Annotated in this window: 13 protein-coding genes; 6 read left to right on the top strand and 7 right to left on the bottom strand. The window is 39.0% G+C overall.

The features are described from left to right. Positions 1-82: 82 nt before the first annotated feature. The 4 genes from MKZ11_RS02000 to MKZ11_RS01985 all read left to right on the top strand — a co-directional run bounded on the left by MKZ11_RS02000 (position 83) and on the right by MKZ11_RS01985 (position 3,194). The gene (locus MKZ11_RS02000) at positions 83-1,045 is read left to right on the top strand and encodes a 2-hydroxyacid dehydrogenase (RefSeq protein ID WP_340792392.1); all 963 of its coding nucleotides are present in this window, start codon (positions 83-85) and stop codon (positions 1,043-1,045) included. 70 nt (positions 1,046-1,115) lie between these two features. Continuing rightward, entirely contained in the window at positions 1,116-1,529 is a 414-nt protein-coding gene (locus tag MKZ11_RS01995) for a VOC family protein (RefSeq protein WP_340792391.1), read from the top strand. 341 nt (positions 1,530-1,870) lie between these two features. Then, positions 1,871-2,524 (top strand): VC0807 family protein, encoded by a 654-nt coding sequence (locus MKZ11_RS01990; RefSeq protein WP_340792390.1) that lies wholly within the window; start codon positions 1,871-1,873, stop codon positions 2,522-2,524. Positions 2,525-2,618: 94 nt separating this feature from the next. Then, entirely contained in the window at positions 2,619-3,194 is a 576-nt protein-coding gene (locus MKZ11_RS01985; protein WP_340792389.1) for a rhomboid family intramembrane serine protease, read from the top strand. A 112-nt stretch (positions 3,195-3,306) separates the two neighbouring features. On the opposite strand, the gene MKZ11_RS01980 is transcribed toward MKZ11_RS01985, so the two are convergent. From MKZ11_RS01980 to hutG, 7 genes are all read right to left on the bottom strand, one after another. After that, positions 3,307-3,780, bottom strand: coding sequence for a hypothetical protein (locus tag MKZ11_RS01980; RefSeq protein WP_340792388.1), 474 nt, complete (start codon positions 3,778-3,780; stop codon positions 3,307-3,309). Next, positions 3,746-4,954: a site-specific integrase gene (locus MKZ11_RS01975; protein ID WP_340792387.1), complete on the bottom strand. Its 1,209-nt coding sequence runs from the start codon at positions 4,952-4,954 to the stop codon at positions 3,746-3,748. The genes MKZ11_RS01980 and MKZ11_RS01975 overlap by 35 nt, the downstream gene beginning before the upstream one ends. Positions 4,955-5,056: 102 nt before the next feature. Further along, complete coding sequence (locus tag MKZ11_RS01970; RefSeq protein ID WP_340792386.1) at positions 5,057-5,887, bottom strand: hypothetical protein; 831 nt, start codon at positions 5,885-5,887, stop codon at positions 5,057-5,059. A gap of 2 nt (positions 5,888-5,889) precedes the next feature. Further along, positions 5,890-7,224: a tyrosine-type recombinase/integrase gene (locus MKZ11_RS01965; RefSeq protein WP_340792385.1), complete on the bottom strand. Its 1,335-nt coding sequence runs from the start codon at positions 7,222-7,224 to the stop codon at positions 5,890-5,892. A 390-nt stretch (positions 7,225-7,614) separates the two neighbouring features. Then, positions 7,615-8,976, bottom strand: coding sequence for a sodium-dependent transporter (locus tag MKZ11_RS01960; RefSeq protein WP_340796889.1), 1,362 nt, complete (start codon positions 8,974-8,976; stop codon positions 7,615-7,617). A gap of 228 nt (positions 8,977-9,204) precedes the next feature. Then, positions 9,205-10,395, bottom strand: a complete 1,191-nt coding sequence (gltS, locus tag MKZ11_RS01955; RefSeq protein WP_340792384.1) for a sodium/glutamate symporter — start codon at positions 10,393-10,395, stop codon at positions 9,205-9,207. Further along, on the bottom strand, positions 10,379-11,362 hold the full coding sequence (hutG, locus tag MKZ11_RS01950; RefSeq protein ID WP_445326968.1) for a formimidoylglutamase: 984 nt from the start codon (positions 11,360-11,362) through the stop codon (positions 10,379-10,381). Before hutG ends, gltS begins: the two co-directional genes overlap by 17 nt. A gap of 121 nt (positions 11,363-11,483) precedes the next feature. On the opposite strand from hutG, the gene MKZ11_RS01945 reads away from it, so the two are divergent. Both MKZ11_RS01945 and MKZ11_RS01940 read left to right on the top strand, forming a co-directional pair. Then, on the top strand, positions 11,484-12,380 hold the full coding sequence (locus MKZ11_RS01945) for a LysR family transcriptional regulator (protein ID WP_340792382.1): 897 nt from the start codon (positions 11,484-11,486) through the stop codon (positions 12,378-12,380). Between the two features lie 74 nt (positions 12,381-12,454). Next, the gene (locus tag MKZ11_RS01940) at positions 12,455-14,284 is read left to right on the top strand and encodes an SEC-C metal-binding domain-containing protein (protein WP_340792381.1); all 1,830 of its coding nucleotides are present in this window, start codon (positions 12,455-12,457) and stop codon (positions 14,282-14,284) included. The last annotated feature ends 31 nt before the right edge of the window (positions 14,285-14,315 follow it).

Here is a 14,315-nt window from a genome sequence, read left to right as displayed (position 1 = left end):
GCTTTTTACAAAGTTGACCGTCGACCAATTGGTTCACACTATATGCTACACTATTGTTAATTGTGGGAATAGGGGGATTTAAGTGAAGCCAAGAATTTTCATTACAAGAAAGCTGACAGAAGAGGCGGTTGCGCCGCTTCATGAAAAATTTGATGTACGGATGTGGGACGAAGAAAGTGTAGCGGTTCCGCGCGCTGTTTTATTGAAAGAAGTGGCAGAAGCGGATGCACTATGGTCGGTTTTGGCGGATAGCATCAATCGCGAGGTTTTTGAAGCGGGTACGAAGCTTAAAATCGTTGCCAATATGGCCGTTGGTTATAATAATATTGACTTGGAAGCGGCAAAGGAATATGACGTCATCGTAACAAATACACCGGGTGTGTTGACTGAAACAACTGCAGATCTTGCTTTTGCGCTCCTGCTAGCGACGGCACGTAAATTAATCTCTGCAGAAAATGAAATTAGAAAAGGCAATTGGACTTCATGGGCGCCGATGAGATTTACGGGCATGGATGTTGGAGGAGCGACACTTGGCATCATTGGCATGGGAAGAATCGGTGAAGCGGTGGCGCGCCGGGCAAAAGGCTTTGATATGCAAGTTCTTTATCATAATCGCAACCGCAAGCCGGATGCAGAAGCTGAGTACGGACTTGAATTCAGAGATTTGGATACACTGCTGAAAGAGGCGAATTTTGTTATCATTCTAGCACCATTTACACCAGAAACCGCGGGGATGATTGGTGCACGGGAACTTGACCTTATGAAAAATACGGGGGTTCTTATTAATGTCGCTCGTGGGGGAATTGTTGACGAAGCTGCTCTTTATGCTGCATTGAAGAACGGTACGATTTGGGCGGCGGGGCTCGACGTGTTTGAAAAAGAACCAGTTCCATTCGATCATCCGCTTCTTACATTGCCGAACGTAACAGTCCTTCCGCATATCGGCAGTGCCAGCATTAAGACACGCCTTGCGATGATGAACTTGAACGCACAGGCAATTACGGATGTACTTGAAGGCCGCCAGCCAAAAGGTATCGTTCAGTAAAGAACAGCAGACGAATGAATTGTGTCTAAATTGACTTGGTGACTGTCACCACATAGGAGGAGGTAACAATATGAAAGGTACAATCATTCCATATTTAACGTTTTATGGAGAAGGAAAAGAAGCGGCTGAATTCTATGCAAATTTGCTAGGACTTGAGGAAGTCGGAATGCAGAAATATGCGGATGCTAATTTCCCACATCCGCCGGAAGCAGCAGATTATGTTCTCCATTGCCATCTGAAAAAAGGTGATTTTCAAATCATGCTTGCCGATTCCGCGGACAAGCCGTCTGAAAACAACAAACACGGCGTGGCTCTTCTTATCAACTGTGAAAACGTGGAAGAAGCGAACCATCTTTACAACGGTCTGCGGGAAGAAGGCGAAATACTGATGGAACTGCAAGATACGTTCTGGGGTGCTAAGTATGGGAAAGTGAAAGATAAGTTTGGCTTTACTTGGGATTTGAACTGCGAGAAAGAAGGATAGAAAAAGGAAGACTCCTCGTCGATTTTATTAAAAGTCAAGAGATAACATGTTCCTCTTGATATATCAGCATCCTTTATAGAATGTGCAACATTATAAGAGCTATATTAATTGAAGAAAAAGAGATCGTCATTGACGATCTCTTTTATGTCGTATCGGGCCATAACATGTAGTAGAAACATCTAGTACGTAGCACTTTTTTGATGCCTACTAAATGGGCAGATATGGTATTATGATATAGATAGCTCTTCAACAAACGGGCCATTTTGTTGAGTAATTTATTCTGAAAAAAAATGGGATAAATAAAATTCCTACAACGTTATCAGAAAGCTGGGGTTTAATATTTGAATAAAAAGCTAGTAATCTACGACATAATTTTTTATGCAGTTATCCCTTTTTTCATTTGGACTTACGGAAAGGAACCACTTGGTGATTACACAGCCATCCTACTATCAACTGTTCCTGGATTTATTTATACTATTTATCGCTTTATAAAAGAAAAAGAGCTAAATATTGCAGGTCTTTTTATTATAACATCGTTATTCATAAGTACCGCTGTTAATTTGTTGTCAACATCGGCTGATAGTATGCTCTGGAATCAGGTTTATCTAGGTTTTGGAACTTGTATAATTTATTTAATCTCAATGATAATTAGAAAACCTATGGCACTATACTTTATGGTTGACATTGCCTATCTATATGGGGATCCACGAGAGTTTAGCAAGAGGTTATTTAACTCTGACGGATTATTTATGTGGTTTCAAATATTTAATTTATTATTTATAGTTCGTGGAATTTTTCTAAGTACGTTAAAAGCCTTTTTAGTGAAAACATATGGAGCAGCGGGCTATGGAAAGATGCTTATCTATATGAATATAAGTAGTTTGGTGTTTAGTGGCCTGATTCTATTGGGATATTTTTTCATTAATAAAAAAGTAAAGCAATATCTTAAGGAACAGGAAGAAGTGAAGGAGCCAGCGATGGAAGGTGAAATATAGGTGCTGTCACAATTGGACCAGAATATCGCAATAAGGAATTTTTTGTAGAAAGAGCATCGAACTTGGAACGCAGTTAATGCTGAAAAGGAAGGGAGTGGATACAATTTTTGGAAAGGATAACGCTAACGTTTATACAATAATTATTGTTCTCTACATTTTAGTTTTTATATTGGATAAACTAATATTTAAAGATACTTTTTTGGAATTGGCTGGTGGGAAAAGTTTTAATAATATGCAGGGTAAAGAGTGGTATCGACTGCTTACGGGCTCATTTTTTCATCAAAATATATTGCATTTATTAGGCAATGTTTATGGTATGTATTTTGTTGGTATTATTCTTGAAGATAAGATTGGTAGTTGGAAGTTCTTAACTATTTACTTAATCGGAAATATAATTACATATCTTGTATATGCTATTTTTGCAAATTACACAGAAGGCACTGGAGCATCGCCGGGAATTTATGCACTTATTGCCTGCATAATTATCCTACACCTATATGACAAAGAATTTCTTAGTTTACAATTTGATAGCTGGCCCGTAATTTACATATTTGCTATTTTGATACTTGGAAACTTTTATGGGATGGGTGCATTTATCGTACATATTCTAGGTTTTAGTTTTGGTATAATTATTACGTTAATATTTTTGTTTTTAAATGTATTGATTTAGCACAATGATTTATGTGTCTTCTTCAAGAAAAGGGCGCGATTGTTGAACAAGATAGTTAAAATAACCTTGTTAAAAATAATTTAACGAGGCTATTTTTCAACTCATTAATCATCTACTTGAACTGCTCAAATTGATTAGTTACCCATCGCTCTTGGTTTTCTGCAACGTATTTTTCAACCGCTATTAATCTATTCACCAATTCCTCTTTCGAAAGCTGCATATACCTCTTTTGGGCGACGTTTACATCGCGTTCAGACGAAATCCTTCTTAAAGATGCTTCGTCAAATCTAGAGGGCATTACAGGCTTTTTACGCGTATTTTTCACTTTATACGTTCTGCTATGCTTTTGATAATATGAATGTAGTTCCTCATTGCGTTTAATCGTATTATGATGGATGCCTTTTCCTTTTTCATCAACTACTTTTGAATGCTCACTAATGTTGTTATAAGTTACGGGAATTCCTTGTTCTACGAGAAAATCAATCGTTTGAATACCGATAGTAAGTGAACGGTCTTTACGTTGCTGATGCACTTTGTCGAGCCATTGCCGTTTATCTGAATGGATTACGCTTTGTTGCTGGTTCATAATTACGTTCCTCTCTATATTTTTTTATCAAGTCAATCTCTTTTAATTCAATCTTAGCTTGCTTCGCCATTTCTTTTGCTTTACGAACTTCAACTTCTAACCCCATCTTCTTGAATCGTTTCTCCATATCCTTTGATAATTGAATAACTTCTAAAAGTTCATCCTCTTGGTCTGGTTCAGGTACTTTTGCTTTACAACCTAAACACTGCATTTTAGTTGGACACACGAAGTCGGTCACGCAAGTACCACCTAATACTTTGTTATATACACCAACCTTTTCAGCGTGTTCATCAAATTGCTGTTGCAACTCTTTAGGGCTTCTTAAATACGCATCATCAATATCGACATAGCTTGAAATGACATCATGTAATTCACTTACTGATTCAGCGATTTGCGATGATGTTGGTGCAGAGTAATAAGCTGTTATATTCAAATCCCTCTGATGTAACATCTTTGCGACAATATCAATATTCATGTTTTGTCGCTGGACTGCTTCTGTTGCAAAAGCATGGCGTAAAAGGTGGGTCTTGATTGTTACGGGCTTACCACTTTGTGTTTCAAAAACCAATCCATGAAGGAGGAATCGAATGGAACTGTATATAGCATCCTTTCTTATTGCTTTACCTTCGTATTGAAAATAATAGGACATAGGCTTAGGGAAAAAATGCTTTCTATCACTCCTATATAAAACACTTGGAATTTTCTCAACAGTATAATGCTCTTTTAACAATCTTGCTACGGTTTGAATATGCTCCATAGTCTGTTTGCTTATATAAAATTCTTCTAATGAATCTCGTCCTTTAGGGATAGCTTTAAATGAGAAATGCAACTTCTCTTTAACCTTTTTTATAAGGATACACTCTTTCGTATTATTAATTTGAAGTAATTCATTAATTCTTGCACCAGTAGTAGTTAAAATATCTGTTGCTAATAGACCAAATGTACAAGCTACATAAAATGGCTCAACATCAATTAATAGTCCTTGTGCTTTGTCTTTGTGCAAAGTAACAAAAGTTGACAGTGTTAAAACGCCTTTATGTTGAGATAGAAATGGAGAGGGCTTTTGCTGATGCCCTTGTTCGTAGCCCCATAAAGATAGAAACCTTAAAATACGTTCATGTTCTTCAATCGGTCTATTCCTAGACCAACCTCCAATAACATTAAATTCAATCAATTCATTGAACCAAAGTCCTTCTCCTTCTGATTCGTCCTCTATTGATTCCGCACGAATAAACTCAAGGAAATAAGCGTTGTTTTTATCAGAATAAGTTACCTTCTACTGTGTTGCTTGTTTTATAATAGTTTCTGAAAAATGTATTTGGTGATGCAATACAAAGGATGGTTTATCCCATAAACGAAAATGAAATCTCTCCCCGATTCGTTCGGGTTCATCGTAGAAAAACTCAATTGGTAGTGATAAAGATTTAGTTTTTACCTCCTGTATTTGTTGATGAAAGGCATCACGTAGTCTTTTCATCTGATTCCATCGTAAGTTTGCTTCTGCACGTATCGTTGGAAGCATTGGAACAATAGCATCTGTTTCATCTTTACGAATAGTTTGAGCTTGTTCTTTTGCTAACTTTCGAAATGAAAAATCTCTTGGGTCAAACAAAATGGGGTGCAATAGAAACAGGTTAAAATATTCTTGTTCTTCAAGAGATAAGTTGTTATGAATCCATTTTTTTGTAGTGTACTCGGCTCTACTATAGCATCCCAACAACTCGCTTCTTTTGCTGTTGGAATCGTTAGGGAAAACCTCACCTTTTAAATATCCATATAAATGAACATTCGGATCGAAGTCTAAAAGTCTAGTAATGTTAAAATGATTGAAAATATCTTTAAATCGTGTGCTTAATGTCCCGAGGATTCTTTTAATAGTTGCAGTATCTTTATTTTGAGCTACTTCGATTAATATAATCAATAAAAGGTGATTCTTCCAATCAAAATTTAAGCAATTATTATTAAGTTGTTTAAGATTCCGTTGATCTACTTTGTCGATTAAAAACTCGCTTCGACCGTTCTTTAGGCACATTAGCTTTGTATCCATTTTTCCAAGCCATTTATCATACCATTCCGTCGCTGGTCTTAGTTGTGTTGTGTCAGTCAATTTTATTCCAACCCTTCTAATAACTCTTTTAAGTCTTCATCGACTAGTTCAATTTTTGGTGTTTCAATGACTGCTAGCTTTGGTTTTCCAGAAGATTTACGCTGCTTAGTGTAATCTTGCTCTCTTTGTGCCATCTGTTCCATCATATTTTCATGAGCTTCTCGATGTTTTGCTTCGTCAAAATGATGTTCGTATATATTCATGGTATCTTGATTTTTCCATTTCATATATTTAATCAATTCGTTTTTACGCTGTTGAATTTCAGCATCATTCATGGAAATATTATAAATTTCTCTCAGGCGAGAAGTAACAAACCAATGTCTTGCTTTATGCGGGTTTAAACTTAATTCACTAACTTTCATTGCCCGATTCCAATGATAATACCAAGCATGATAAGTAAATGCTGTTCCATTTGCAGATAAGAAGATTGGTGCATCGTCAAGTAATTGTTCAAATCCTAAATGGTTTTCATCATAGGATTTTCTCTCGGTGTCTATATAGTGAAACAATCGCTTGACTGTATCTTTACTAAAGCGTAGGAACTTGATCTTCCTACCATGACTCCCTTTGTTAAACGTACTGACCTCTTGATGACTTTTACGCTGACGATAATCTCCAACAGTTAGTTCAATAATTTCCGATGCCCTTGCTCCCGTTTCGAATAGCATACGAGCTATAATCATTTCACGTTGCGACCAATTTACTTTTTTTCCTGCTTGATAAACTTGATAAGGTAAATTCATATCATCAATAATTTGTGGCTGCCATTCTTCATTGATGATTTTAAAATAGGAATCTGTTAATCTTCGGTGAATGATAGGGTCTTCTGTCCCTGCAACTGGAGGCATTCTAGGTTTATCTTCTCGAACACCTCTTACCTCTTCTTTATAGCTATGTAGAATCGCTTGCCCGTCAATTAAAGGGTTATGATGTGGATAGTATTTTAAACGAATCATTGACATATAAAATGACTTTAGTGCCGATAAAAAACGACTAATAGTAGTAGGGCTTTTATTTGTTAAATTCACAAAACGAAATGAATCTTTATCACGAACTTTACAGCCCATTTCATGCTGTAAATAATCCTCAACAGCTACACGTATCTTTCCTTCGGATTCATTCCATAGCACTCGATTTCCCTGATAGTTACTTTTTTCCTCTAGCCACTTGAAAAAGGGTAATAAGCACTTTAAATTAGATGTTGCAGAGCTCTTATCAATTCGCCCTAAACAATCTTGGTAATAGTCTGTCAAAGGTAGAAAGGGCTTGTTATCTTTAAATACTAACAGTTGATATTTACTTTCAACATTCTTCGGACAATACTCATACCAATACAATTATTAACCCCCTCCATTAAAAGAATATTTGTTCTAATTTTAATGCTTTTCTTCGTAAGTGTAAATGTTTAACCTTTTAATAAAACAATGCAGAAATATTAGCCAAAATAAAAATGCACATACTAAAATTTACTTTTAGTAATGTGCATTTTTATAATGTGTGTAACATTATAAACAAGCCATGACGGGATAAGTCATCATATACAATTACTTGTCTTTAATATTACAGAGTAAGGAGTCTTCCTTTTTTTATTGCCAGTTCAACTTTTCGCCGATTTGCGATGATGGTTTCGAGTTACGTGTATTAACTCATTCCATTTCTGCCAACAGAGTTGGGGATTTTGTAAAAGTAACTGCCTCTTCGTTTGGAAGAAAAGTTCTCAATTACTTTTAATGGTCTGCGAACAAGTTAAACACACCTAGTGCATCAAGGAAAACAATAATGATTGCGATAGGGGTCAGATATTTTAAAAGGTAGAACCAAATGTTGAAGAAGGTCTTTCCGACTTTCGACCCTTGCTTCATCTCATTAAACAAATCTGTTTTAGCTATCTTTAAAGGGATGAATATCGAAATCAATAATGCGCCAAGAGGCATCAATACATTGCTTACTGCAAAATCGACTAAATTGAATACCGTTTTATCGAAAAACTTCACATCAGCCATTACTCCGTATGATAAACAAGATGGAATTCCAACAACGAAAATTGCCATTCCAATTATCCAAGTGAATCGTTTTCGTTTTGAAGGATCATTTTTCGTCATTGTTGCAACAATAATTTCAATCATAGAGAAAGCGGAAGTTAAAGCCGCGAATAGAAATAAAACCAAAAATGCAATGAAGAAAAACACCCCAAAGGGCATTTGGTTAAATACAGCAGGCAGTACGGAAAAAATCAATGTCGGTCCTGCATCCGGTGCCATTCCAAATGAAAACACACCCGGGAAAATCGCAAGGCCGGCTAACAGAACGATGACGATATTCATAGCGATAATGGACATCGCCGAGCTCGGCAGGTTTTGCGTTTTAGGAAGATAGGAAGCATACGTAACCATAACAGAAGCACCTAATGTGAGAGTGAAAAAGGCTTGTCCCAAAGCGAATAAAATCGTTTCAGACGTTAATTTAGTGAAATCCGGTACCAGCAGAAATTTTACGCCTTCCATTGCCCCATCCAAGCTAAGAGAACGGGCAACGATAATGATAAATAAAATGAAGAGAGCAGGCATCATAATCTTGCTTGCTTTCTCAATCCCTTTTTGAACACCTTGGGCTACAACAACAATTGTTAGCACCATAAAGATCAGTTGACCGGCTAACGTAGCGAATGGATTTGAAATAATTTGGCCGAATAACGGTCCGAACTGGTCTTGCGAAAGTCCGGAAATACCACCTGTTAATGCTTTGAATAAGTAGAGGATAATCCATCCTCCAACAACACTATAAAATGATAGCACTAAGAAACTGGTTACGACGCCAATGATTCCTGTTATATGCCAACCTGAATTGGGCGCAAGCTTTTTGTAGGCAGTAATTGCGTCACTTTGACTTTTACGACCGAGAATGAACTCACCGATTAAGAGAGGGAATCCTAATAACAGCGTAAATAGTAAAAAGACCAGTAGAAAAGCGCCACCACCGCCAGTCCCGGCTACATAAGGGAATTTCCAAATTGCGCCTAATCCGATTGCTGAACCGGCAGCAGCTAATATAAAACCTATTTTTGATTTCCAGTGTTCTTGTTGAGGCATAAGGTCAGTCCTTTCGATGAAACGAATATGTATGTACTTATAAAACAAGTCGTTTTGTTTAAGGGTAGCGTATTTTAAGGAGGCTGTCATTAAAATAACAAGTTTCAGAGCATTATAAGTATATGGCCTAGAGGAGTTATTAATGAATAAAACCTGTGTATGAGTATCTGAACGAACGAAAAAGCTTCCCTCATTACATGGAAATGTAATGAGGGAAGCTTACTATTATCAATTGAACAGGTTTATCGTCGTTATAATAATTGGCATCGCAAATACATCGATGAGGAAAGCACCAACAATCGGAACTACGAGGTATGCTTTTGTTGAAGGGCCGTACCTTTCTGTGACTGCCGCCATATTAGCCATTGCATTAGGAGTGGCGCCGAGACCGTGACCTGTAAAACCAGCTACCATGATGGCTGCATCGTAGTCTTTGCCGAGTAGACGGAACAAGACAAAAATCCCGAATAAGACAATGAAAACAACTTGTATGAAGACGATAACTAGTAGCGGAAGAGCTAAATTTGCAACTTCCCACAGTTTGATGCTCATGAGTGCCATTGACAGGAAGATTCCTAACGTAACGTCGCCGATTAAACTGATGCTCTTCATATCGACTGCTTTTGGATTGATTTTGTCAACAATATTCCGAACAAGAACAGCAACGAACATGGCACCGACGTACCCTGGCAGAACGAATCCTGTTGCAGCTGAGAATAAATCACCTAAGTATGTACCAAGTGCCATACAAAGTGTGATAAGCAAAATTTGCGTGAAGAAAGAATCTGTTTGAATTGGTTTTTCTTTCTCTTCAATAGGAAGCCCGAGATCATCATCCGTTTCCGACGGTTTGAGATTATGTTTCGTAATAAGGTACTTAACTGTAGGACCGCCAACGAGACCTCCGGCAACAAGTCCAAATGTGGCTGCTGCGACTCCGATTGATAGGGCTGAATTGATACCCATGTCTTCAAGGGTCTGTCCGAATGCAGTGGCGGCTCCGTGTCCGCCTTCCATTGAAACTGCTCCAGCCATCATTCCAATAAGTGGATGCAGGTCGAACAAATAAGCCATAGATACACCGATTGTATTTTGCGCAAGCGCTAAAAATCCACATGCAAGCCAGTAAATGACGAGGAGTTTTCCCCCGAGTTTAATGAGTTTAAAGCTTGCTCCTAGACCAATCGTTGTAAAGAATGTAAGCATGAATAAACTTTGCAATGATGTATCAAGTGTAATTTCTAGCCATCCGAGAGACTTGAAAATGGTTGCAAAAACAGCGAATAATAATCCGCCGACAACGGGAGCAGGTATGCAGAATTTTCGTAAGAAACCAACTTTCTTAACTAAAACCATCCCTAAAGTTAGCAATGCAATAGAAAGGAAGATTGTGGTGACTTGATTAAGAACTAGCGTCATGAATTTCCCCTCCTAAAAAAGTTGTAATTGCTTCATTTGTTAAGTAAGCACCGAGTTTTACTGTACGGTTGTTTTCATCCAAAATGGGGTTCACTTCCGAAATATCGAACGACAGTGTTTTTTTATGTGCTGTAACTGTTCGAATGATTGAACGGACAACGGAAGGATCTAATCCGAATGGTGAAGGAGCACTGACACCGGGTGCGAAGGCCGCGTTCAGTACGTCCGTGCATAATGTTAGAAAAACATAGTCATGTTGGTTGATGAATTGTTCGAGATCCGATGTAAGTTTGTTCATATTTCCGATATGCATATTCTCTTCGTATTCATATTTGACACCGAGCCTGTCGGCTGTATCGAACAATTCCTGCGTATTTCCATAGCGCTGGATTCCGACGACGAAATAGCTGCTCATGTTATCATGCTCCAGGATTTGTTTGAACATCGTCCCGGAAGAAGGTTGTTCGTCGTATGAGCGTAAGTCGAAATGGGCATCTATATTAATAACTCCAAGAGAAGCTTCTTCACCAATCCATTTACGAACACCGAGATAATGGCCGTAAGCGGTTTCATGGCCGCCACCAAGAATAATCGGTGTCATTTTTTTCTCTAATACGTTTGCAATAGTATCTCCTAGTTGCTGTTGGGCTGTTTCTAGCCCTGTACCTACGCATTGTATATTTCCGACATCGACAAGTCGCTCATTTACCGAAAACTTCCACGGCAGTTTGGCAAGTTCACTGCGTAAGGCGTTTGGAGCTTTGGCTGCACCAAGTTGTCCTTTGTTGCGACGAACACCTTCCTCGCTTTCAAAACCAATGATTGCACATGTGCGAGATGATGGAGATAAATCTTCCATCGCGATAACTTCAACTACTTGGTGATATCGGAAACTTGTTCTATTTTCAAGATGATCCGTACGCCCTGACCATATATGATTATCTACTTTGTTAAGCAATTGCTCCACCCTTTCTGAACTTTCAGATACACGTTACTCATCAATTATAAAGTACCGGATTTATAATTTCTAATATATAATTACTATATATTTATAGCTCTAGACTATAAGTGTGGAAGCGAGGGGTAGTATGGAATTAAAACAATTAAATTACTTTGTTTCTGTCGTCAATCATATGAGTTTTTCAAAAGCGGCTGAGAAGTTACATATTTCTCAACCATCATTAAGTAAAGCCATCAAAAATTTGGAACGTGATCTAGGATTTCAAATTATTGAACGTAATACAAGGAATATTAGATTGACAGAAGCGGGAGAGGTTTTATACAGCAGGGCAATTCATTTATTATCAGAAATGACAATCGTGAAGAAGGAAATGGAAGAAGTGAAGCTTGTCGGTAAAGGAGAACTCCAAATTGGCATGATTGAATCGGTAAAGTATTGGTTACCTAAAGTAATCTCCCGATATAATGAAAAGTTCTCTGATATGCACATTCGGTTAACTGAAGTGTTAGGCGGTGACAATGTGAAGACCTCGTTAAGGAAATACGAAACGCATGCCATCATTACGAATCAGCAAATCAAAGAAGTGGATATAGAAACGGTTCCGTTATACAAGGAAAAACTTGTGCTAGTCCTCCATGAAAGCCACTTAATGGCGAAGAAAGAATCAATTACGCTGAAAGAATTAGAGTCGGAGCCGTTCATTATTAGTACTAAAGGGTTCCAGACAAGGGAAGATATATTGCATGCATTCGAATTGGAAGACACTATTCCGACAGTCAAGTATGAAATTGAACGTTTTGAAACGGCTTTAAGTTTAGTCAGCGAAAATTTAGGTATCGCACTTATTCCAGAAAACTATTTGCAAGGACGCCATGATTTTTCAATCGTAAGTAAAACAATCGAGTCACCGGCACTGGAGAGAACTGTGTATTTGGCTTATATGAAAAACAGATATGTGTCTCCTTCAATAGAGGCATTCATTAAGGAAGTGAAGCTGTTTTTCGAATATATTGCCTCAAGGTGATTCGAGGTATTAGGGTCTGTCTGTTAATATAGAGTAAAGAGTTAGGTGTTTTTTCTTAAAAAGGGGTGTGCGAAATGATTGGACGAAACGATCCGTGTTCTTGTGGAAGTGGTAAGAAATATAAGAAGTGCTGTGGATCGGAAGGGACGAACCTCGTTGACATGATTGTCAATGAAGAGCTGGACCGTATTCTCGGTACTTATTTTAATGACTATCCGAAAAACGCCGATCGCCAGGAAATGATGCAAATGATGCGGGAATGGGTAAACCGCCTCACGGGCAGCTGGGAGAAAGAACATATTGAAGAGGCGGCAAGTGAGTTTTATTTATTCATCCATAATAAAAAGATGTGGCATACATACTTAGCAGCACAACTTGAACAAGTGAAGCGTGATTCTGTCGTTTCTATATTGGAAAAGTGGAGCGAGCCGTTCATATTGCTTGCGCAAATTACAGAAGTTGAGCGGGGTAAACTGAAAGCGCGGGAGCTGTTTAGCGGTAAAGAGTACTATGTGACGCGCAACGAAGGAATGCCGGCAGATGTGGGTACATTGTTGTTCGGTGTTGTCCTTCGTGATTCTAGAAAAGGGGACTATACAGTCGCCCCTGTTTCGTCGATGATGTTCCTTGCGAAGTGGAGTAAGCAGACGAAGAAATCACTTGTAGAATTGAGAGAAGAGGTATCCGATAAGTCGACTGAGCAATTTTTGAGTGACCACGCGCTCGACATTTACGAGTTGTTCATCAAACGAAGCATGGCTTCTATGAATGACCTTGTCAAAGAGGTGCTGGCACCGACGCAATTGAGCGCGCTGACAGCCCTTGACGCCGTACTTCGGGAACTAAGTCAACGTGCAGACGGACGTGAAATTATGCACAAACTAGCAGTCGCTTATTTCCTCAACGACAATCAGGATGTGCCGGTGGAAGAGGACTTCCTTGCAGCTGCAGTAAAAACGGGTATTCAGCTTGGAGTGGTACAAGACACAGGACTTACAAATGAGGAAGTGCAACAGAAATTTGGTGCTGCCAATGAAGGCATGCTCGTGTATGAGGCAGAACTTGCAGCTCTTTATGCAGATATGATGGATAACGGTGATGAACCGATGGCGGCACGGGTTTACGATATTGGAACAGATCCCCGACCGACAGAAAAAGCGTTGTGGGAAACATCGATGACAATGGGTGGTGTTGTCCAGCCAGAACGGAAACAGGGCGTTGCGGAAGGACGTGCGCAGCTTCTTGCGTATGAGGCTTATCGGGCAGAAACAGAAGAAGAGCGCCGAAAACTGGCGGAGAGTGCAAAGGAAATTGGACCGGATAATCCGGATGTTCTCATGTTGCAGGCGGAAGTTGAACAGGACTATAAGAAAGCATCCGAGTTGTATGAGAAAGCAATCCAGTATGCGAGCCGAACGTTCGAGCCGGGAGAGAATCCTTGGCAGAATATCCCGAACCGACCCTTCATGCGTGCAGCATTTGCGTATGGTATTCATTTTTTCAGTAACGGAAAATATACTGAGGCGGCGGAAATGTTTACGGATTTGTTGAGAATGAATCGCACGGACAACCAAGGAGCAAGATATGAAGCGGTGGCATCACTCATTCACGCTGAACGGTTCACGGAAGCGGCAGAAATCATGGTGCGCTATGAAAAAGGTTCGGACCATGACGCAGCTTATCACTATCTTGACTGGAAGCTTGAAGACATTGCATCTGAAGGTAAATCACTGGATGTGGAAGAGATGTTAAATGAAGCCTCGAAATTGAATGGCCATGTCAGGCATTTGATGACGTTCAAAGCAAAAACGAGTCCTTATCCGAGACATCAAGCGATTGAGCCGGGAAGCAGTGACGAAGCCAGATATATTTGGTTGTTGTTAAATGGAGTCACATCAGTTTGATGGAGTGAAGCGATTTGGCAGACCTGAAAAG

Source organism: Sporosarcina sp. FSL K6-1508 (genome assembly GCF_038007465.1).
Lineage (GTDB): Bacteria > Bacillota > Bacilli > Bacillales_A > Planococcaceae > Sporosarcina > Sporosarcina psychrophila_B.
The sequence above is the reverse complement of the archived record's forward strand: the minus strand, read 5'-3'. Positions and strand labels throughout refer to the sequence as shown.

What these genes read in the sequence shown, in the direction of transcription:
- MKZ11_RS01995 (WP_340792391.1), top strand. Translation starts at nt 1,116, where the DNA reads ATGAAAGGTACAATCATTCCATATTTAACGTTTTATGGAGAAGGAAAA.
- MKZ11_RS01980 (WP_340792388.1), bottom strand. Translation starts at nt 3,780, where the DNA reads ATGAACCAGCAACAAAGCGTAATCCATTCAGATAAACGGCAATGGCTC.
- MKZ11_RS01960 (WP_340796889.1), bottom strand. Translation starts at nt 8,976, where the DNA reads ATGCCTCAACAAGAACACTGGAAATCAAAAATAGGTTTTATATTAGCT.
- gltS (WP_340792384.1), bottom strand. Translation starts at nt 10,395, where the DNA reads ATGACGCTAGTTCTTAATCAAGTCACCACAATCTTCCTTTCTATTGCA.
- MKZ11_RS01945 (WP_340792382.1), top strand. Translation starts at nt 11,484, where the DNA reads ATGGAATTAAAACAATTAAATTACTTTGTTTCTGTCGTCAATCATATG.
- MKZ11_RS01940 (WP_340792381.1), top strand. Translation starts at nt 12,455, where the DNA reads ATGATTGGACGAAACGATCCGTGTTCTTGTGGAAGTGGTAAGAAATAT.